A 21,092-nucleotide genomic window follows, 5' to 3' on the forward strand; every position below is an offset into this window, starting at 1 on the left:
CTCCATTCGTTGCGATAACGGCCCGGAATACGTCAGTGGCAAGCTAGCAGCCTGGGCAGGAGAGCAGGGTATTGCTTTAACCTTTATCCAGCCTGGCAAACCACAACAGAATGCCTACATTGAGCGCTATAACCGAACCGTACGTTATGACTGGTTGGCACAACACCTGTTCGATAGCATTGAAGAAGTTCAGAACTACGCCACAGGCTGGCTCTGGCATTACAATAATGAACGGCCCAATATGGGGCTTGGAGGGATCACCCCTCAACAAAAACTGGCCATGGTGGCCTGACTCTACTTTTGAACCCCGTTAAAAATGGGGGGATTACCGCAATATCAAGCCCTTTTTGCAAATGCAGCAACACGCTGCAGCCATTTCTGCCGTTGTTGATCGGTTGAGTTTTTCACCGGCCCGATCAGTAATACTTTTACTGGGCGTACACCGCACAGTTCCAGGGTGGTTTTTTTCATCTGCTGAATAGCCGGTGCGCGATAAAACCAGCGAAAGAACCAGGGCGGGGTATCTGTGGTCACCAGCAGTTGTGCTGTGCGGCCTTTCAACAGCTGCACAGGGAAGGCTTTTCCTTGCTGATATCGAAATGCAAAACCCGGCAGAAACACCCGATCCAGAAAGCCTTTTAAGACCGCAGGCACACTGCCCCACCAGACTGGATAAACAAACACCAGGTGATCCGCCCATTGAATGGTTTGCTGGGCAGCGAGCAAATCCGGTTCCAGCGGCTGTTGCTGGTGATAACCCTGATGCAGGATAGGATCAAAAATCAGTTGATCCAGCCACAGGATTTTCACTGTGTGTCCCGCTGCTCGGGCTGTTTCAGCGTAGTGTTCAGCCAGTGCAAGGTTCAGGCTTCCGGCAACGGAGTGGGCAACCAGTAAGGCAATTTTTTTGTGTTTCATAACAGGGTTCCTGACAAGGGGTTCAGCTTGCAGTCTGAAGTCTGCCCCTTGGGGCAGAGTCAAGCCTTGTCCTGCACACAAACGGCTCGGTTTATTTCTGCCTGTGTTCCGGTGCAGTCCGATATTTCTGCAATCACAAGCTGCAACAGCTGATCCTGCTGTTGCAGGTGAGCCATCTGCCGCTGAATGTCTGCCCGCCTGCCTTCCAGTTGAATCATCAGCTCTGCACCTGCCAGTTCCCGCCCCGGAACACCCAGCCAATCCTGCAACTCTGCCAGCTTGAATCCCAGTTGCCGGGCACGTCGAATCAACAACACCTGTTGCAGATGCGCGGCGGTATAAACCCGGTAACGGTTGCTGCGCTCTACCAGCCCCAGCAATCCCAGTGACTCATAAAGCCGGATTGCCTTGATGCTGGCACCAGTGCGCTTGGCAATTTCACCAATCAACATGCTGTTTACCTCTATCTATCCGCTGACGACACCTCGACTGCACCATATTGGGGCAATTCGGCTTCCAATAACCACATAAAAGGGTATAGTGGGATGTCCAGGTTTTATTACAAAAATAAAAGAGGTTATAAACATGGGCGGTAACAATGCAGTATTAGCAAGAAATACCGAGCTGGCACCACAAAACCCCTTCAGTTCACAAACGGTCGCTTTCTCCCATTACAACAACCTTTCAGCTCAGCTGCCGATTGATCCAAAATCCGGCCAGCTGGTGGCAGGTGGTGTAAAAGAGCAAGCGGAGCAGTGCTTTAAAAATATTCAGGCCATTGTAGAAAGCATTGATCATGGCATGACGGATGTTGTTCGTATCACCGTGTTTGTTAAAAATATCATGGATACCGACCGAGTAGATGAAGTGTATAAATCCTTCTTCAGCGGTTATCTGCCCACACGCACAGTGGTTGCTGTTGCGGCTTTGCCGATAAATGCGCTGGTGCAAGTGGAGGCACTGCTTTCCAACGGCGTTGGTTCAATCCCCAACGCACCCCAGGCGGGTGATCTGATCAAGCTGACCAACAATACCGCCAAGGCACCCACAGACGCTTTGTCCACTCAAACGGTGGCCTTCTCACACTACAACAATCTTTCCGCACAACTGCCGATTGACCCAGCTTCAGGTCAGTTGGTGGTGGGTGGTGTTAAAGAACAGACCGCGCAGTGTCTGAAAAACATTAAGGCGATTCTGGAAAGCATTGATGTTCCTTTTGATGATATCGTCAAAATTAATCTATTCCTCACCGATATTGCCGATATCGAAGCAGTCAACGAGGTGTATCGCCGTTTTTTCCCGGATTCTGCCATTGCCAGAGCGGTAGCCTACATGCCAGCCAGAACGGTCATTGAGGTTGCAGCCTTACCGATGCATGCCTTAGTGCAAGTTGAGGCCGTAGTATCCCACGGTGATGGCACACCACCACAAGCTGTTGAGGATCGACACGGAATCATTGTGGAAGCAAACAATACTGCTGATGCGCCCTTATGCCCGTTATCGAGTCAGACAGTGGCCTTTTCGCATTACAACAATCTTTCAGCACAACTGCCGATTGATCCCAGAACAGGAAAGCTGGTGGCAGATGATGTCAAGCAACAGGCTGAGCAGTGTTTACAAAACATTAAAACCATCGTGGAGAGTGTGGGTCACGTCATGGCCGATGTGGTCAAGGTGAATGTTTTTCTCAAAAACATGGCAGACATTGAAGCGGTAAATGCTGTTTACAGCAGCTTCTTCCCTGATGGCACACCGGCTCGCAGAGTTGTAGGTGTCTCTGCCCTGCCCAAGGATGCATTGATCCAGATTGATGCAATTGTCTCCAATGCCGAAGGCACACCGCCTCTGGTATAAAGCCGAAAACAGGGGCAAACCAAAGCACAATAGTTTGCCCCTTCCATCCTGTCATTCACTCAACACCACCACCCGAATACCACGCAGGTGACGGCCTTTGTTGCGATCCGCCGAGAAGCGCCCCGTCACCATCACCGTTTGATCCAAGTAAGTACGGGCGGCACTGGCTGGGTGCAATCCCACTCGGTTGAGCTGTTCATCTTCCAGCCAGTAATGCTCTGGTTCAGCCAGACCACGCACCACGCCGCTCACCTGTACCTGTCGCCCATCAAAGGATGATGCATGGGTGACCAGAAACATCAACGGTACTTCTTCAACTTTGTTACTGCAGCCAGTCAGCAGTAACAACAGTATCCATATCAGTATTTTCATTTTTTTCACGGTTTGTATGCCAGCGTACCGACCCATGTGGCAATCCTTGCAACACTGGATCCTGAAGTCCACTGCAAAACTGCAGCGACCGTTACATCAAAGAAGGCATAAAGTATGAATATCAGGCATCGGGTACTCGGCAGCTTGTTCACCACCACCCTGCTTTTCAGCAGTTTCGCAATTATGGCACAAGATAACCAATCGGCATTTTACACTGGCCTGGGGTTAGGTTTCAGCTCGCTGGAAAACTCATCAGGAGACGTCAGCGACTTCATTGAAGCGGGCACCAGTGACTTTGATACCAGGGACTCCAAGAATACCTACAAAGTCTTTATTGGTTACCGGATCAACCCCATCTTTGCAGTAGAAGCCAATTACACTGATCTGGGCAAGGTCAGGCTGCGAGGCAACAGTGTTGCCAATACAGACATCAAAACCAAAGCCTATGGTGCCAGTGTGATTGGCCATATTCCGTTCGGCCAGCTCGCTTCTGTCTACGGACGCCTTGGTCTGAACTACTGGGACAGTGATGTACGAGGCAACCTGGGCGACAGCAGCATCAGCCTGCAAAGCCAAAGTGGTACGGATCCACTTTATGGCATCGGTCTCCAACTCAATTTCTCCTCACTGCTGGTAAGGGCAGAATATGAACGCCTGGACATGGACAGTAACTACAAGCTGGACAGTTTCACCGTTTCTGCCGGTGTCCACTTCTAAAAACCAATATATTCAGCGGCAACTCCCCTTAAGGTGCCAGAAATGGCACTTTTTTTTCCTGTGTATGCCAACGCACCGACTCGTCCAATAAGCACTGTAATACTTCACACTAAAGTCCACTGCTGGTGTGCAGAGGATATTTCATAAAGAGGCAGACAGCATGAACCAGACAACAAGCGCTTTCTTACGTATAACCGTGGCAGCAGCAGGGCTTTTTACACTGCTTGCCTGCACATCGGCCCCTCCGGCCCCCACCCATGCCCTGCAAGCAGCCGAAACCGCCATTACTACCGCTGATCAGGCTGGCGTGTCGGACTACGCCGAATCAGACATGAACCGGGCGCGTACCACCCTTGCTGCCGCTCGCCAAGCAGTTCAGGACAAAGATATGGTGCTTGCCAAGCAACTCGCCGAGCAATCCCAGATCCATGTTGAACTTGCATCAGCCAAGGCAGAGATGATCAAGGCTGGAAAAATCAACGCTGAAATGCAAAAAGCACGTGCAGAAACGAGCGCGGCACAGCGCCAATCCGCTGAATACCGACAGCAGACCCGTAACCTGAACGCCAGCTCCACTGAACGCGGACTGGTGCTCGCGCGCGATCAAGTACTGTTCACAACCGGCAAGTCTGATCTCTGGAGCAGCGCCACCGGCAACCTCGACAAACTGACTACATTCCTCAAGAAATACCCGGAACATACCGTGCTCATCGAAGGCCATACTGACACTACCGGTAGCGCCAGCTTCAACCTTGGCCTGTCACAGCGACGTGCTGATTCGGTGAAAACCTACCTGATGAACCAGGGCATCAACACCAATCGCATCAGCACCAGCGGTAAAGGCCAGGTTAGCCCGATTGCCAGCAACCAGACCACCCAAGGACGCCAGTTGAACCGCCGTGTCGAGATCATCATCTCGGACAACGTCAAACAATCCGCAACACGATAAACCACTGATCAAAAACGCACAGCACACTGCTGTGCGTTTTTTTGCACCAGCCAACTGCTCACCTTACCCTGCCGCTGTGATGTCCTCATCCTCGTCTACCTTTGCTAAGATCAAGCTTCATACTCATGCAGCAAACAGCCGGAAATTGCCAATGAAAGCGCATCTGCAGGATTTTTTTAATGTCCGCAGGGAGGAAATCCTGCCAGTGCTGCTGGCAGTGCTGTTTTTCTTCTGCATTCTGACGGCACTGATGCTGCTGCGCCCGGCCCGCGAGGCACTGGGCATGCAACGTGGCATTGAACTGGTGCGCTGGCTGTTCATTGGCACGGCAGTGGTAACCCTGTTAGTGAACCCCTTGTTCGGACTGCTGGTCAGTCGCCTGAAACGCATGCAGTTCATCAGCATCACCTATGTGTTTTTTGCCTTGAGCCTGGTGGGATTTTATCTGGTGATGATGCTGGCTCCCGAAGCCATCGGTGTGACCAGCGGTCAGGTGTTTTATGTCTGGTTCAGTGTGTTTAACCTGTTTGTCACCATGGTGTTCTGGGCACTGATGGCAGACCGTTTTTCACTGGCACAGAGCAAACGCTTTTTTGGCCTGATTGCCGTGGGAGGAACCTGTGGTGCCATTTTTGGCCCCTGGCTGGCTTCACAACTGGCAACACCGCTGGGCACTCCGGCACTGTTACTGATTTCAGCTGGTTTTCTGTTGCTGGCATTACTGCTGGCCTGGATGCTGACCCGACTGCAACCTCGCCCGGTTCATGGTCAGACCGGCAGTGATGAAGCTGCACCGGCAGTGGATGAAAATGCTTTGATCGGTGGCAGTGCCTGGGAAGGTTTCCGGGCCGTGTTCCGTTCTCGTTACCTGCTGGGCATAGCGGCTTATGTCATCATTCTGGCGATCATGGCCACCTTCATCTATTTCACCCGCCTACAGATGGTGGCTGCGCTGGGGGATGATCTGGATCTTCGCACCACCTGGTTTGCCCGCATTGACCTGATCACCCAGATCACCACCCTGGTGTTACAAGGACTGGTTGCCGGTCACCTGATGCGCCGCATTGGTGTACCCATCACTCTGGCACTGTTGCCCATCACCACCCTGCTGGGTTTTGTTGGTCTGGCACTGGTCGGCTCACTGGCCGCCTTGATTGCCTTTGAAGCGGCTTTCCGGGCCGTACAGCGAGCCATCATGCGCCCGGCACGGGAAACCCTCTACACCGTCACCAGCCGTGAAGACAAATACAAGTCCAAGGCATTCATTGATACCTTTGTGTATCGCAGTGGTGATGTGGTGGGTGCCCAGTTGGAAGGCGCGCTGGGACGTCTTGGCATGGGACTGGCGGCAGTGGCCAGTGTGGCCGTCCCCCTGGCTTTGATCTGGGCTGCACTGGCGTTATGGCTGGGACGCACCCAGCAGCAACTGGCCGAATCCACTCTCTCCAATCCTGACAATCCCTCCAGCCTGAAAGGAGCCTGACATGATCTCCCGCCGTGATTACCTGAAACTGGCATTGGCCAGTGGTACTGTACTCAGCTTCAAACCCTCGCTGCTCTGGGCCGGGGATCAGAACCTGCCATTGATCACCCGCATCATTCCATCCAGTGGCCAGGCATTGCCTGCAGTAGGGCTTGGCAGTTCAGCCACCTTTGCCAGCGTGGCGCGCAGTGAAGACACCAACGCCCTGCGAGAAGTTTTCAAGGCTTTATTTGAGCACCAGGGCCGGGTGTTTGACACCGCTCCCGGTTATGGTGCATCCGAAGAAGTTGCCAGCGCTCTGGTGCGTGAACTGGGTCAACAGGAGACCGTCTTCTGGGCCACCAAACTCAATGTAGCCGGTCGCGGTGGTGGTCGGGCAGATCCTGCGGCAGCACGTCGGCAGTTGGAAACCTCCATCGAACGGATCGGCAAAAAGCCGGTGGACCTGATTCAGGTGCACAACCTGGGCGATGTCCCCACCCAGCTTGGACTGCTGAAAGAAGCGCAGTCAGCCGGTCGCATTCGTCATGTGGGTGTCACCACCACCTTTCCCAGCCAGTATGCAGAGCTGGAACAGATCATGCGGCGGGAAACGCTGGATTTCATTGGTGTGGACTACGCCATTGACAACCGCACCATGGAAGAACGCATTCTGCCACTGGCTCAGGATCGCAGCATTGCGGTGCTGGTTTATGCACCCTTCGGCAGAACCCGCCTGTGGGAAAGGGTTCGTGGTCATCAGGTGCCGGACTGGGCAGCCGAATTTGATGCTCATTCCTGGGGACAGTTTTTCCTCAAGTTTGTACTGGCTCATCCGGCAGTGACCACCGCCACCCCGGCCACCAGCCGTCCGCATCACATGGTGGACAACATGGGAGCAGCACTGGGGCAGTTGCCTGATGCCGCAATGCGCCAGCGCATGATTGAACACCTCAACAATCTGGGTTAAAAAACTCAGAAGGTGGCGGTATTCGGCAAGCGCTCCACCAGCCAATCGATCAGCACCCGAACGGCCGGTAATAAACCACGGCGATGCTGGTACACCAGATGCAGGTGGTTAACCGGCAGTTGCCAGTCCGGCAGCACCTGCACCAACCGGCCATCAGCCAGATAACTGCGGCACAGATCCTGCGGCAGCATTGCCAGCCCTTGCTTGCAGGCCGCCGCTTCACGCAGCAACCACAGGTCATCACTCAGCAGGCGGGGTTGATGACTGAGTGTGACCCGCTCCCCTTGCGGTGAGGTCAGCTCATAAACATAACGTCCACTGGAATAGGGCATCGACAGACTGGCCCAGGTCACCAGATCAGAAGGATGATGGGGCTCACCCTGTGCTGCCACATAATCCGGATGCGCCACCAGGGCCTGCAACGAAGGCGCCAGAGGGCGCACAATCAGTGAAGAATCTTCCAGATTGGCTCGCACCCGCAAGGCGATGTCGACCTGATCGTCCAGCAGGTTCACCGGTTTGTTGGTCACCATCAGGTCCACCACCACCTCCGGGTACTGCGCCATGAAGTCCGGGATATGTTTGATTAACATGTGCTGGCTGACAGCATAAGGACAGCTCACCCGAACCCTGCCCCGTGGCCGCTCCTGCACCATCTGCGTCACCTGCTCCGCAGCCTGGGCAGCCGCCAGCAAGGCTCGGCAGTGCACCAGAAACTCCTTACCAATATCCGTCAGCATCAGTTTGCGAGTGGTTCGATGCAGCAGGCGCACGCCCTGTTCCTCTTCCAGATCAGCAATGCGACGGCTCAGGGTCGACTTGGGAATACCCAGCACCCGTGCTGCCTGACTGAAACTACCGTGCTCAATGACCTGTGCAAAAAGCGCCAGGTTGGTGATGTCTTTCATGACTGCTCCCGAAGCCTTTTGATGCAGCTGATTATGCACATTGTTCCAGATATGGGACAGCCATTCTCACTTTACCCATCTAATACTTTGCATCAATCAACCGTAGAATGGCTTCATCGTAAACAAAGCAACCTTCAACCCCTTCTCATGAGGTGTTTTTATGAATATTCTTCAGATTGATGCAGGACTTTTTGCTGAACAATCCGTTAGCCGTAACCTGAGCAAAAAAATTGTCACTCGCCTGCAAGAGCAAAACCCCGGCGCACAAGTCATCTTGCGTGACCTGATTGCCAGCCCGATCAACCACCTGGATGGTGAAATTCTTATGGCTGGCGGCACTGAAGCAGCTAACCGCTCCGAGCGTCAGCAAGCAGAACTGGCCATCACCGAAACTCTGCTGGATGAAGTGTTTAATGCCGACGTGCTGGTCATTGGTGCACCACTGTATAACTTCAGTATTCCATCACAACTGAAAGCCTGGGTGGATCGTATTGCACAGGCAGGACGCACTTTCCGTTATACCGAAAACGGCCCGGAAGGTCTGTTAAAAGGCAAACGTGTTGTTATTGCCTCGGCTCGTGGTGGTGTTTATTCCACAGGCCCAGCCACAGCTATGGAACATCAGGAAAGTTACCTGAAAACCCTGTTGGGCTTTATTGGCATTACCGACATCACCATCATTCGTGCCGAGGGTGTGAACATGGGTGACGAAAAACGCGCCCAGGCCATTAATGCTGCCGATGTGGAAATTGCCGAACTGGCAGAAGCTTAATCCGGTTTAGTCAAACAGTGTTGCTGGTGCTGGTTTATAAGTCATCGCCAGCAGCTGCTGTTGCAGTGCAGCCGCATCCAGCGGCTGTTCACTGATCAGCTCCAGCCGGGAATCGCGCCGATAAGCCACCGGCTGCACCACCAGTTCTGACCCTACCTTGCTAAAACTGCGCCAGGTTTTACTGCCCACCCGGAACACCCCTTTCAGGCGTAACAGGTCTTTTTGTTGATCCACCCACTGATATAAACAATCTTCATCAAAGGCATCATCCCGATGAAACACCCAGCCCACTGAATAAGCACCCAGCCCATCACCCTGCTGGCAAACCGGCTGTCCCGGTTGCGGCATAGCCAGAAATGGCAAGGTCACTCCACCCTGACGAATCAGGCTGCCTGTTGTTTCATGCCCAATGACCTGTTTCTGTTCCCGGCTGGCAGCAATCAGCTGCACAGCAGAATCCAGCACACTCAAGGGTAACTGCCCCTGCTGGCAAGTCAGCACCGCCAGTTTGGGTGGAAACAACTGCCCTGCCTGTTGTACTGCCAATGCGGTTTGTTCCGGTGTCGCCAGATCACTTTTGTTAAAAACCAGAATATCAGCCAGCGAAATCTGATCCTGAAAGGTTTCATGTGCCATTACACGCGGGTCATCCAGCTGGCGGGCATCCACAAGGGTGATCACCGGATGAAGTTCCAGCACTTCGTTAAACTGCTCACCCTGTAACAGATCCAGAATACCTGCTGGATGCCCCAGCCCGGTTGGCTCGATAAACAACCGATCCGGTTTAAAACGTTGTAGCAGATTAACCAGTGTTACCGACAGGGTCAGCCCTAGTGCACAACAGATGCATCCACCGGGAATTTCTTTCACCTGAATACCATCACCGGCATCCAGCAGGCTGGCATCCACCCCGATCTGCCCGAATTCATTCACCACTAGCGCCCAACGTTCTCCCTCTGGTTTTTGTGCCATCAGGTGATTGATTGCGGTGGTTTTACCAACCCCCAGAAAACCGGTGATCAGGTGGACAGGAATCCTTTTTGCGGGGTTACTCATAAGGCTTTTTCCCGCTCCAACAATTGCTGTTTCATTTTTAATCCAAAAGCATATCCACCCAGACTGCCGTCAGAGCGTAATACCCGGTGGCAAGGCACCAGAAAAGGAATGGGGTTGGCACCACAGGCCGTACCCACGGCGCGAATGGCGCGGGGTTTGCCTATACTGGCCGCGATCTGGGCATAACTGCGGGTTTGTCCGCGCGGGATTTGCAGCAAAGCCTGCCATACCTGCAATTGAAAGGGTGTGCCCTGCAGATCCAACGGCAAGTCGGCAATCAAACGGGGATTCACCCAGGCTTCACTGATCCGCTGCGACCAGCTGATCCGCTGAGCAGCAGTGAGTGGAGCAACACCTGCAGCAGCAAACCGGGCAAGCTGTTCAGAAAAATCTTCATCACTCAGTACCGGCTCCAGCGCCACCAGCCCTAGCTGACTGATCAGAATCACCGAGTTGCAATGTCCCGTCTGATATTCAGTCCAACCCAGCAAAGAACCTTTTAACAACGCTTGATGGATCATTACTTAACCCTGTTCAGCAGAAGATGTTGCCGGGATTATAACCCACAAAAAACCCCGCCGAGGCGGGGTCAAGGATGGCAGAGCGTGAAACTCTTTTGTACCTGATGAATTGATTACTTCATCGAGATGGTGGTATTCACACCGGCAGACACGCTGTCCGGCTCAAACCAGCGCTCGGTGACAGTCTTGCTGTGCGTCCAGAACTTCACCGCCTCTTTACCGTTGGGACCCAATGGACCCAGGCGGGAAGCACGCGAACCAGTGAAGCTGAAGTAGGCCACCGGAACCGGGATCGGCATGTTGATACCCACCTGACCCACATCAATTTCATTCTGGAACTTGTGTGCGGCCCAACCGGAAGCGGTGAAGATCGAAGTACCATTGCCGTTTTCGTTGGCGTTGATGAAGGCAATGGCTTCATCCAGGGTATCCACTTCCACCACACACAGCACCGGACCAAAAATCTCCTGGCTGTAGATGTTCATTTCCGGAGTGACCTTGGTGAATACGGTTGGGCCCACAAAGTTGCCCTTCTCGTACCCTTCCACCACACAGTTGCGGCCATCCAGCGCCAGGGTTGCACCCTGCTCCACACCGGAATCGATCAAGCGGATAATGCGCTCTTTGGCCTGAGGAGAAACCACCGGGCATACATCGGCTTTTACATTGGTGCCGGGGCCCACAATCATCTTTTTGGAGCGTTCAACAATGTCATCCACCCACTGACGTGCTTCACCCACCAGCACCACCACCGGGTTGGCCATGCAACGCTGACCTGCTGCACCAAAGGCTGAGCCGATCAGGGCATCAATCGCCTGGTTTTTGTTGGCATCCGGCAGGATCACACAGTGGTTTTTGGCACCCATCATGCACTGGGCGCGTTTACCGGCATTGCTGGCCATCTGGTAAACCTGTTCACCCACATGGCTGGAACCAATGAAGGACACCGCCTTGATGTGTTCATGCTGACACAGGCGTGCAGCCACTTCCGGACCACCGTGCACCACGTTCAGCACACCCGGTGGCAGACCGGCTTCGTGGGCCAGCTCAACCAGACGCAGGGTCGAAGTCGGATCTTGCTCAGAAGGCTTGAGTACAAAGGTGTTACCGGTTGCCACGGCAATCGGGAACATGAAACAGGGCAGCATCACCGGGAAGTTGAATGCTGTGATACCGGCACCCACACCCAGTGGCTGCTTCAGGGTGTATACGTTAACACCGGTGGCAACGTTTTCAGCCAACTCACTCAGCTGCAGCGTCGGAATGGAGCAGGCATGTTCAATCACTTCCAGACCACGACCCACTTCACCCTCGGCATCTGGCAGGGTTTTGCCGTGTTCTTCGGTGATCAGTGCTGCCAGCTCTTTCACGTTTTCACGCACCAGTTGCTGGAACTTCAGCATGATGCGCATGCGCGCACCCAGTGAGGTGTTGCGCCAGGTTTTGTAAGCTTCGTTGGCATTGTTGATGGCTGCATCCACTTCGTCCAGGGTACAGAAGGGCACACGAGCAACCACTTCCTGTGTGGCCGGGTTCAGCACATCGCGCCAGTCAGTGGATTTGGAGATGACTTTTTCGCCACCGATGATCATGGGGGTTTGACGCACAGTCATGGCTTACCTCGTTGTCTGGTGTTGTTGTTATGTTTTGCAGGGTGTTTGCATGTTAGACACCAGACTGCACGCTTGACAAGGTGTAAGGATGCAAGGCAGCCTTGCAAAAATGCAAGGTATCAGATCAACAGCACAAGGAGGCCGGAATGGACTGGGAAGATGTACGGATTTTTCTGGAAGTGGCACGCACCGAAAAACTCAGTGAAGCGGCCAAACGCTTGCGCATCAATGCCTCCACCATTTCTCGTCGTCTGCATCGACTGGAAGCCGGACTGGAAGTACAGCTGTTTGAGCGTGGACCGGAAGGCCATCAGCTGACCAGTCAGGGCCAGTTATTGCTGGCCACTGCCCGCAAGATGGAGCAACAGGCCTTAACTGCCGGTGAAATTCTGCAAGGGCTGGGAGAAGAGCGCATCGGTTCCGTGCGAATCGGCTCCACCGAAGGTTTCGGCAGCTTTTTCATTGCCCCGAAATTGACTGAGTTCTGTCGTTTGCATCCGCGCCTGGTGGTTGAACTCTTACCCATGCCGCGTTTTGTCAAACTCACTCGCCATGAAGCCGATATGGCCGTCAGTATCGAACGACCGCGACATACCAGCCTGGTGGTCACCAAGCTCTGTGATTACCGCCTGCAGCTCTACGCCACTCAGGCTTATCTGGATCAGGCACCAGCGCTGGAAACACTGGAAGACCTCAACCATCATCGGCTGATTGGCTACATTGATGAACTGATGTTCACCGACCAGCTCAACTACATGGATCGGCTGCTGCCGGATGCCCAACCCGCTTTTCGCAGCACCAGCGTGGTGGCTCAATACACCATGGCTCGCGCCGGGCTGGGTGTTGCCATCCTGCCCTGCTTTCTGGCTCAGGAAGCACCGGAGCTGCAAGCCCTGCTGCCGGATCAGTTGGGTCTGACCCGCAGCTTCTGGCTGGCAGCCCAACCCGAACGCAAACGCCTGGCGAGGGTAGAAGCGGTATGGCAGGAACTCAAACGCCTGGCTGAGGTTCACCGGGGTTTGCTGCTGGGTGAACCCGAATCGCATCAATAACGCGCCAGAATTCGCTCGGAGACGATCAACCAGCCAGCATAAGGGTTATGTTCCAATACCAGCTCCTTACGCACGCGGCTGGAATAGCGATTGGATTCATAACCTTGGTCAAATGTTGCAATCGCCCGCTGATCACCTTCAAACACCACTTCCAGGTTCTTCAATTCCAGCTCGATAAAATCGGGTTGAGACAGGCGCACATAACGTTGCCTTTCCCATCGAGCAGGATCCAAACCGTCAGCAGAGCGAAAGGTCTCTGCATAAAGGATCAGATAACCAGCGGGGTCACGGTCACGCCAGGCATTGGCCCAGGCATCCAGTGAAAACAACACACCCGCCAGAAGAACAGCCTGCTGATCCATCTCTGGTCGATCAGCATCCGCCACCTCAATCGCATCAACTGCAGGAGCAGAGACAACTTCAGGCAATAACGGCCGCTCCGTCATACGCTCCTGCCAGGGCGTCACAGGTGCTGCAAACTGGTAAGTGGTCGAAAACCAGAAGTGGGGGTTTCGGTCCTTGCCCTCAGCCTCTGCCTCTCCGCCGCTGATACGCCAGGCCAGTGAGGTATCAAAGCTCCAGCGCCCCTGACTGAAACGTACACCCGGACCAGCTCCAGACAAATGACGACTCGGATCACCCGAACTGGCTGTAGGACTTGCATTCACACGCACACCACCGGCATCAACAAACAGGTAGGGTGTCCATTGTTCAGTCAGGCTGTAACGCAGCTCGGACTGAACGAACCAACCCAGATCACCGGCGGCCTCACCCGAAGGGTAAGCACGCACAGCGTTGGCGCCGCCCAGAGAGAAGCCTTCCGAGGAGTCCAGATTAGCACTGGTCCATTGGCTGGCCAGACGTCCAAACAGGCTATAACGCTCATCAATACGTTGCAGCCTGGCCAATTCCAGATTGACCTTGTGAAACAAACCAGCAGTATTCAGTGAGTCCACATCAGCAGCATCCAGCATCAGATAACCAGGCGTCCAACTCAGACTGCCATAAAACAGGCCTCCTCCACCCCAGGCATCACGGCGATCAAACTGTAACGTCAGTGGCAAGGCATGGCTGCTTTTTTCATCATTTCCCAGCGAGGGAATATAAGTGTCCAGCGCCTTGTACTGATAACCACCCGACAACAGCAAGTTGGATTGCTGACTGCGATGCAGTGGATAAGTCAGTGTCACCCCAAACACATCCGCCTGACCACGGATGCCGCTGGAAGCCAGCTCACGCCCCAGCTCATAATCTGTTCGCACTGCACTGACCTGGCCACGCAAACCGGACACCCCCAGCGGCCTTGACCAACTCAGGCGACCCAGCCACAAGCCCTCTTCGGTGTACATGCCTCGCAAGGCCAGCTCATCACCCATCACCAACAGACGATTGGTGCGTATCTCTGCATGAGTTCGCCAGTTACCGGTATAACGGTTACCATGGTTATCCAGCCCCAGCTCCAGATGATACCGAGGCTCATCCAGCGCCCTCACTACCAGATCACCTTCACCACGCTGCTGCCCCGGCCGCATGATTGGAGCCACACGACTGCCCGGCAGATCACTCATCAACAGTATGGATCGTTCCATCTGTGCTGCATCAATCAGTTCGCCCGGCTGCAGCGGTGCAAGATAGGGTGTTAAACCTTCCACCTGTTCCGGATCACCTTCTACCTTGACTTGCCCATAACGCCCTTCCAGCACATGGATCTGCAATACACCACCATCAGCCACTTCCTGAGGCGGCAAATAAGCACGTGCAAAGGGGTAGCCCTGACGACGGTAATGCTCACTGATCCGATTCGCCAGGGACTGCAAACCAGCCAGATCCAGAGACTGCCCCAAGGCATTCGCCAGCAGAACCAACAACTCCTCATCACTGAAACGCGTGTTACCTGAAAAAGCCACACCGCCGAGTAACAGTTGATCACCACCCGGCGGAAACTCGGTCAGGGGTGCCGCTTCAATAGCCAGGCCGGTATCATGCTCTGGCAGAGGAGTCACCACCGGTGCAGGCAACTGCTGCAATACACGGCCGGTATCCGGTGTCGTCTGTGCCTGCGCAATACCTGCTGCCAACAAGGTCAAAGGGAAAAAGCTGACAACCAGCGGTTTGATGCAAGCATTCAACTTATTCATCATCACCGCCTTCTGCTGCATTCACACCACCATCAACCAGAAAAACGCGCTGCTGACCAGGCTGACGCGCCTGAGCCAGCAAAATACGATCCAGATCCGCACTGCTGATTTCTTCAGCAACCAGCTCGCGAGTATTCACCTCCACCACTTCCATGGTGCCGACGCGTTGATCCACCACGCGGCGAATACCAGCTGGCATTTCACCACCACGTTGAGTGGTCAGCATCACAGCCTGATCCAGACCTGATCCACCTGGATTTAACTGAAGACGCTGATCAGAGGAAAGGGTGCCAGCAGGCTGGTTCACCTGACTGACCAAGGTACGCGTGGTTTCAAGCGGTTGCGTTGGCACTTCAACGGCTGATGTTTCTGGTTCAGAGGGTGTTGTTTCTGGTTCAGAAGGTGGTGATGGCGGCGGTGTCACCGGTGGAGCTGCGATAATCTGCAAAGTGCCATCTGCAAATGCAACAGCATATCCCAGCCCATTGCTCAAACCGCCTGGCGTCAAGACATAACTGCCTTCTTCTGTAGCTCCCTGGCTGTCACCCGAATACACCAGCGCACCCGTCAGAACCGACTCAGCATCACCATTAACCAACCCGGTTATATCAACACCATTGCCGCCTGAATAAGGTGTTGCGTCTGTGATTTTGTTGTCATCCCGGGCCGTAACCGTAACAGTCGGCTGTTCACGGTAAATGGCATAAAGGCCCGAGCTGCCCAGGGCTGTAGTGTATTGAGTCGTTGTAGCATTACTGTTATAGCGGAAATTGCCCGAACCAGAACCCACCAGATCCGTGACACCACTGCTGCCAGCCACACTGCCGGTATAAAGCACAGCGCGTCCGCCAGCACCGGTGGTGATGTTGCCACTCTGATGGATGATATTACCGTCGCTGGCTGCTCCAGCTGCAACACTCCGCCCTGCATTCAGGATAATGGCGTCACTGGCTGTAGAACCAGACAAGAGATTGCCTTTAATGGTCAGATCACCGGTTTGAGTCGCAATATCCATTTTCCCGCTGGTGGTGATATCACCTAACTCAAGAGCGCCACTGTTCGTGAAACTCACACTGCCTGTGTTTGCAGCCAGTAGTCTGACATTATTTTCGGTGCTTTGAAGGGTATAGTTAACGCCAGAACCGAGCAAATTCAGCGTATTGGCGGTGATAGCCCCTTCAAAATTTATGAAAGTATTGGAATTGAGTGTAATGTCACCCGTAAAAGCATTGATACCATCATAACCAATACTATTGGTGCTATTACCTGGGTGGACATTAATCCCCGCAACATTAGGATTCGCTGAAAATCCATTCAGAAAAATATTTCCGCTTTGCGAGACGATGTTTTCCTGACTTTCACCAAAAAAATAGATACCGCCATACTGCCCATCATAGCCTGTGCTATTCAGGCGTCCGGTGATATTGATATCACCAGAATCAGAACGTATTTCCAATAAACTATCTGGATTATTCCAACCATAAAGCCCGACGCCGGCTCCATGCGTATCTTTTGCAAAAGCGGTTTCGCCGATAATAATAATATTGCCACCCGTTGACGCAATGGAAGATGTCAGATTATTCTGACGAGTGATCATCAATAGCCCATAATTCCAACTGGCATTGGTACTACTACCCTCCTGAATAGCCGATATATGGATGTCACCATCACCTGAGCTGATTTCAGACTTACTGAACAGTATGCCGACATACCCCTGCATGCCGGTGGCGCTCTGGTTCAAGCTCTTACCGTAGAGCGCAACATCGCCCCCTGCTGTAACCAGTGTTGCGTCGGAAAGGGTAATACCATTCTTGAGCTGACGTGCAGCATCGGTATAAACATGGTGTGTTGTGCCCGCCATGGCATAACCATCACCTACTGTCAGTCCGTTCCAGGTAATAGAGCCAGAACCACCGCCCATCCAGAGATGGCCACCATGGGTGGTGATGGAGGAGCCATTCATCAGATAAATCGAGCCTGCCCCTGAACCATCCGCATCGGCCCAGAAAACCAGTGAAGCATCTTCACCGGATGCACCGGTCAGGCTGGAGCTGGCATTCATGGTGATATCACCAGCGGTTTTTAATGTCAGATTGTCACGATAGGTCGTCGAACCGCCAACCGTGATATTACCGGCTGTTTCACTACCAATAATGATATTGGAGAAGCCGTTAACAAAGTTGGTATCAAGATAGCTGGATGCCAACTGCAAGCTCCCCGCTGCACCACCGATACCAATGCCCGTGGACGTGCTCAGTGGTTTAACCACCAGATGTCCTGTCGAGGCAAGTCTTTGATTGCTGGATATAGTGAGGGTATCAGCGATGATTGTTATATCACCACCTTCTGTACTTTGGATCAGGTTGTTTACATTTCCTGAGTTTAGATTCACGCCCTCCGAGCTTCCATGCAAACCTGCCGTACCCTGCAGGGTGATTTCACCACTGGCTGTAGTCAACCTGCCACCGTCGAGCCTGATACCATCGTTATCTGTATTAGCAGTTATAGCACTGTTGCCCCCACCTATACCTATCAGGGTGATATTGCCAGCTCCACTTGCATTGAGATGAGAGTTTGCATCCATGCGAATGCCATGATTCCCACCTCCATTATCCCCCGCACTTTGTCCACCACCTTGACCTTCAATATGGATATCACCTGTTGCATTCATGGTGGTATTTTCAATCCCAACGCCCCAGTTACCACGATTGGTATCCCCTGCTGTCGCAGCGTTTGACGAGCCGATACCATGAATGGTGATGTTATTGGCGGTGATGGTGTTACCACCATTAAAGCGAGTCCCTATTCCAAATCGATAATTGGTTTGGGCACTTTTTCCTGACATATAAAGGTCACCACCACCGGTGCTGATAGTAGATCCTAATATATTAATACCCGAATATCGCTCCGTAATAACTGGACTAAGTGTGGCTGGAGTATTTAAAAATGCGGCATAAGAATTTCCCACATTCAAACCATTCCATACAGTACTCCCACTACCCCCACCCATCCAGAGGTGTCCGCCGTTGGTTAAAACAGCTGCATTAGGGTTAAACAACACTCCACCTACTTCATTGCCATCACTATCTGCCCAAAGTACAGTATTGAGTTTGCCACCACTTGAACGGATCGATATACCAGGATTTAAGACAATATCGTTTTGCGACTTGAGCGTGAGTGTTGAAGATCCCAAAACACTCACGGTATTGATATTTTGATTAAGTATGAGATTGTCATTTTGAGTGATGGTAAGTTGGCCATTTAGCATCAATGCATCACTGCCCTGGGCTTTAAGGAAAGGGGTCGCATAACCTTCAAGCATGACCCAGTTAGACCCAAAGTCGCTGAAACCATAACTTGAAGCGTGAGTCTCATTGCTCGTTATTTGTGTGCCGCCAGCACTTGTGGATAAACCATTAACCCAATAGCTGGTTACAACATTAGAGCCATCACCTTGAGCATTTTTTCCAATCAGACCACCTTTCGGGTCGCCTGTGCCTGTTGTGGTAACGGTTCCGCTGGCATAGCTGTTGGTGACAGTGGCATCGTTGGTGCGGATTTCACCAACCAGGCCACCAACACCACTCAAGTCAGCATTGTTGGCCTGAGCTGAGACCACGCCTGCCGCGTAGCTGTTAGCAATAACCCCACCTGCCCGAAAGGCTCCGACTAACCCGCCCACATTGCCTTCCGCCCCGGTGATGGTGACATTACCAAGGGCAAAAGAATTGCGAATGGTCGACACGCGGCCCGAGGCCAGATGGTTGGTTGCATCACCGACCAGACCGCCAACATTGCGGTTATTAGCGGTCACGGCCACATCGGTACTGCTCCACTCTATCGTGCTACCAACTGAATAGCCGACCAGCCCCCCTGCATCAGCAGCTCCTGCACCTGTGCGCGTCGATGTAACGCTTCCCTGCGCATGGACATTGAAAATATGGCTATTAGTGGTATTACCAACAAGCGCGCCCACGCCACCACCTGAATTGGTAACGTTTACACCCACCAGCCTAAGATTAGAAAGGGTCGCCCCTTCGGTATTACCAAACAGCCCGGCTCCGGACGCATTGTGGCTGACAGTCAGGTTCCGTATCTGGTTACCAAGACCGTCAAATTCACCTGAAAAACGCTGGCCCGTTGTGTTGGTTCCAATCGGTGTCCAGTTGACGGAGAAGTCCAGGTTGCCACCCAATACATAGCGGCCATTCAAACCACTGCTCATGCTTGCCACTTCTGACTGACTACGCAGGATGGTGTGATCCTGGCCATTGATGGCAAGGGTATTTGCAGAAGTTTCAGAAAGGTCAACGCGCCCATGCACGATCAAATGGCTGTTGTTATTGCCGTAGGTCGGACTGGCAGCATTGCCATTCCAACCATGATTCAGAGCAAGCTCAGCTGAGCCAGCTACAGTGAGCGTGGCGTTGATCAAAATATCGCCATGCGCTGTCAGGGTCAGCGTATTCTGATCCCATTCCACATCGGCATCTACATTGATATTTCCGCGCTCGGAACCTGCTGCTACGGTCTGAATTTCAACAGAAGTCGTTGCAAGGTTGTTTTGCAGTGTTGTTGCACCTATGCCAGAAGCACTCTGAGTACCATCCCCCTTGCTGATGGTGAAGTCAGTCGGATCAATCAACCAGGTACCTGTCTGCCCCTGCTCAGCACGAGTGGTTATTTGCACGTCTGCAGCTATTTGTACTTTCGCAGCACTGGTCTCGATAAACCCGCCATCGCCGCCATTGGGTGCGCTGGCATCCAGACGACCGGCCACATCAATTCGGTCATGGTCCATGCCGCCCAGGAGCTTGATGGTGCCCGTGCCGTGATCCCGGCTGAGGGTTCGTGCTTCAGTGGTACCGGTATGATTGATCACTGTGCGGGTCAGTTCTCCAACTGCCTGAGCAGTCAGCAGAACTGTACCGCTATCAGCGCGAATGGCACCGCCCTGTTCGATCAGGGCATCAATGGCAGCCTCTTCAATTTCCAGCTTGACCGGGCCTCCCATATCCAGGAGCACCCTTCGACCAGCACCCAACAACACATCACCCTGACTGGCGGTAATGCTGCCCGTGTTTTCAATGCGTGCAGCAATCAGCGCAACATAACCACCTTCGCCTGCTTGAATCTGTCCCTGATTAATTATTGCTGCATTGCTATCACCTTCAAACCGGTACCGACCGGCAGCAAAATCTTCATTGCTGATGTTGAGGGTGGAGGCAACCAATCCACCCACATTAATCTGTGCCGTGGTGGAAAAAACCACACCGTTTGGATTGATCAGAAATATCTGGCCATTGGCATTTAATGCACCCTGGATACTGGATACATCAGAACCAATGACCCGATTCAGTGCTACAGCATCTCGCCCTGGTTGATTGAATGTAACGCTATTGCCTTTTCCGATGGAAAAGCGCTGCCAATCGATGGCCATTTTATTGCTGGACTGATCAATCACCATATGACCGGATTGCTGGTTGATCTGCCCCTGACCCAGAGTGACCTGCCCACCCGATGGCAGGCTATTGGCAAATAACTGACTACTCACCAGTAACAAACTACCTGCAGCCAGGAGAGTGTGCCCCGAACGTCTGATTTTCTGCCGTGTTCGACTGCTGCTCAGCTCACTGGTTACCTGCCACATCCCTTTGGATGCATTCCAGACAAGACGAAAAATGGTGTTCATGGTGTTCTCCCCACAACAATGTGGTAGCTGGCAGGTGCAACACCTGCAGCCAGAAAAGTGCTTTGGGGAGATATGTTAAGCAGTTACAAATAGACAAG

At 53.1% G+C, this 21,092-nt stretch carries 17 protein-coding genes; 8 read left to right on the forward strand and 9 right to left on the reverse strand.

All coding sequences use genetic code 11. The annotated features are described in order from the left end of the window. Nucleotides 1-292 (forward strand): integrase core domain-containing protein (locus BT114_RS11745; protein ID WP_143142830.1); only part of this gene is annotated, 292 nt, incomplete at its 5' end. 44 nt (nucleotides 293-336) lie between these two features. Here BT114_RS11745 and BT114_RS11750 read toward each other — a convergent pair. Together BT114_RS11750 and BT114_RS11755 are read right to left on the reverse strand one after the other, a co-directional pair. Continuing rightward, complete coding sequence (locus BT114_RS11750) at nucleotides 337-918, reverse strand: NAD(P)H-dependent oxidoreductase (protein WP_072326703.1); 582 nt, start codon at nucleotides 916-918, stop codon at nucleotides 337-339. 59 nt (nucleotides 919-977) lie between these two features. Then, nucleotides 978-1,370 carry a MerR family transcriptional regulator gene (locus tag BT114_RS11755; protein WP_072326704.1) on the reverse strand — a complete coding sequence of 131 codons (393 nt, stop codon included), beginning with the start codon at nucleotides 1,368-1,370 and terminating at the stop codon, nucleotides 978-980. Between the two features lie 133 nt (nucleotides 1,371-1,503). Between BT114_RS11755 and BT114_RS11760 the strand changes: the two genes are divergently transcribed. Further along, entirely contained in the window at nucleotides 1,504-2,772 is a 1,269-nt protein-coding gene (locus BT114_RS11760) for a RidA family protein (protein ID WP_072326705.1), read from the forward strand. Nucleotides 2,773-2,823: 51 nt separating this feature from the next. Here BT114_RS11760 and BT114_RS11765 read toward each other — a convergent pair whose 3' ends face one another. Next, nucleotides 2,824-3,180, reverse strand: coding sequence for a hypothetical protein (locus BT114_RS11765; protein ID WP_084662221.1), 357 nt, complete (start codon nucleotides 3,178-3,180; stop codon nucleotides 2,824-2,826). A gap of 78 nt (nucleotides 3,181-3,258) precedes the next feature. Between BT114_RS11765 and BT114_RS11770 the strand changes: the two genes are divergently transcribed. The 4 genes from BT114_RS11770 (at nucleotide 3,259) to BT114_RS11785 (ending at nucleotide 7,242) form a co-directional block, all read left to right on the forward strand. Then, the gene (locus BT114_RS11770; RefSeq protein WP_072326706.1) at nucleotides 3,259-3,861 is read left to right on the forward strand and encodes an outer membrane beta-barrel protein; all 603 of its coding nucleotides are present in this window, start codon (nucleotides 3,259-3,261) and stop codon (nucleotides 3,859-3,861) included. A gap of 160 nt (nucleotides 3,862-4,021) precedes the next feature. Continuing rightward, nucleotides 4,022-4,810 (forward strand): OmpA family protein, encoded by a 789-nt coding sequence (locus BT114_RS11775; protein WP_084662223.1) that lies wholly within the window; start codon nucleotides 4,022-4,024, stop codon nucleotides 4,808-4,810. A gap of 151 nt (nucleotides 4,811-4,961) precedes the next feature. Next, nucleotides 4,962-6,293, forward strand: a complete 1,332-nt coding sequence (locus BT114_RS11780; protein ID WP_072326708.1) for an NTP/NDP exchange transporter — start codon at nucleotides 4,962-4,964, stop codon at nucleotides 6,291-6,293. 1 nt (nucleotide 6,294) lies between these two features. Further along, nucleotides 6,295-7,242 carry an aldo/keto reductase gene (locus BT114_RS11785; protein ID WP_072326709.1) on the forward strand — a complete coding sequence of 316 codons (948 nt, stop codon included), beginning with the start codon at nucleotides 6,295-6,297 and terminating at the stop codon, nucleotides 7,240-7,242. A 5-nt stretch (nucleotides 7,243-7,247) separates the two neighbouring features. Here the strand turns inward: BT114_RS11785 and BT114_RS11790 are convergent, their stop codons facing one another. Next, nucleotides 7,248-8,150: a LysR family transcriptional regulator gene (locus tag BT114_RS11790; RefSeq protein WP_072326826.1), complete on the reverse strand. Its 903-nt coding sequence runs from the start codon at nucleotides 8,148-8,150 to the stop codon at nucleotides 7,248-7,250. Nucleotides 8,151-8,310: 160 nt separating this feature from the next. Here BT114_RS11790 and BT114_RS11795 point away from each other — a divergent pair, with 160 nt between their 5' ends. Further along, the gene (locus tag BT114_RS11795) at nucleotides 8,311-8,922 is read left to right on the forward strand and encodes an FMN-dependent NADH-azoreductase (RefSeq protein WP_072326710.1); all 612 of its coding nucleotides are present in this window, start codon (nucleotides 8,311-8,313) and stop codon (nucleotides 8,920-8,922) included. Nucleotides 8,923-8,928: 6 nt separating this feature from the next. Here the strand turns inward: BT114_RS11795 and BT114_RS11800 are convergent, their stop codons facing one another. From BT114_RS11800 to BT114_RS11810, 3 genes are all read right to left on the reverse strand, one after another. Further along, on the reverse strand, nucleotides 8,929-9,978 hold the full coding sequence (locus tag BT114_RS11800; protein WP_072326711.1) for a CobW family GTP-binding protein: 1,050 nt from the start codon (nucleotides 9,976-9,978) through the stop codon (nucleotides 8,929-8,931). Further along, entirely contained in the window at nucleotides 9,975-10,499 is a 525-nt protein-coding gene (locus BT114_RS11805) for a methylated-DNA--[protein]-cysteine S-methyltransferase (RefSeq protein WP_072326712.1), read from the reverse strand. Before BT114_RS11805 ends, BT114_RS11800 begins: the two co-directional genes overlap by 4 nt. 113 nt (nucleotides 10,500-10,612) lie before the next feature. Next, a complete protein-coding gene (locus BT114_RS11810; protein WP_072326713.1) occupies nucleotides 10,613-12,112 on the reverse strand; it encodes a CoA-acylating methylmalonate-semialdehyde dehydrogenase in 1,500 nt (499 codons plus the stop codon). Between the two features lie 146 nt (nucleotides 12,113-12,258). Here BT114_RS11810 and BT114_RS11815 point away from each other — a divergent pair, with 146 nt between their 5' ends. Beyond that, nucleotides 12,259-13,164: a LysR family transcriptional regulator gene (locus tag BT114_RS11815; RefSeq protein ID WP_072326714.1), complete on the forward strand. Its 906-nt coding sequence runs from the start codon at nucleotides 12,259-12,261 to the stop codon at nucleotides 13,162-13,164. Here BT114_RS11815 and BT114_RS11820 read toward each other — a convergent pair. Both BT114_RS11820 and BT114_RS11825 read right to left on the reverse strand, forming a co-directional pair. Beyond that, nucleotides 13,158-15,305, reverse strand: coding sequence for a ShlB/FhaC/HecB family hemolysin secretion/activation protein (locus tag BT114_RS11820; protein WP_218163512.1), 2,148 nt, complete (start codon nucleotides 15,303-15,305; stop codon nucleotides 13,158-13,160). The two genes, BT114_RS11815 and BT114_RS11820, sit on opposite strands and share 7 nt — an antisense overlap. After that, the gene (locus tag BT114_RS11825) at nucleotides 15,295-20,994 is read right to left on the reverse strand and encodes a two-partner secretion domain-containing protein (protein WP_072326716.1); all 5,700 of its coding nucleotides are present in this window, start codon (nucleotides 20,992-20,994) and stop codon (nucleotides 15,295-15,297) included. Before BT114_RS11825 ends, BT114_RS11820 begins: the two co-directional genes overlap by 11 nt. Between the last annotated feature and the right edge of the window lie 98 nt (nucleotides 20,995-21,092).

Origin of the sequence: Marinospirillum alkaliphilum DSM 21637 (assembly GCF_900119735.1) — a bacterium.
Taxonomy (GTDB): domain Bacteria; phylum Pseudomonadota; class Gammaproteobacteria; order Pseudomonadales; family Halomonadaceae; genus Marinospirillum; species Marinospirillum alkaliphilum.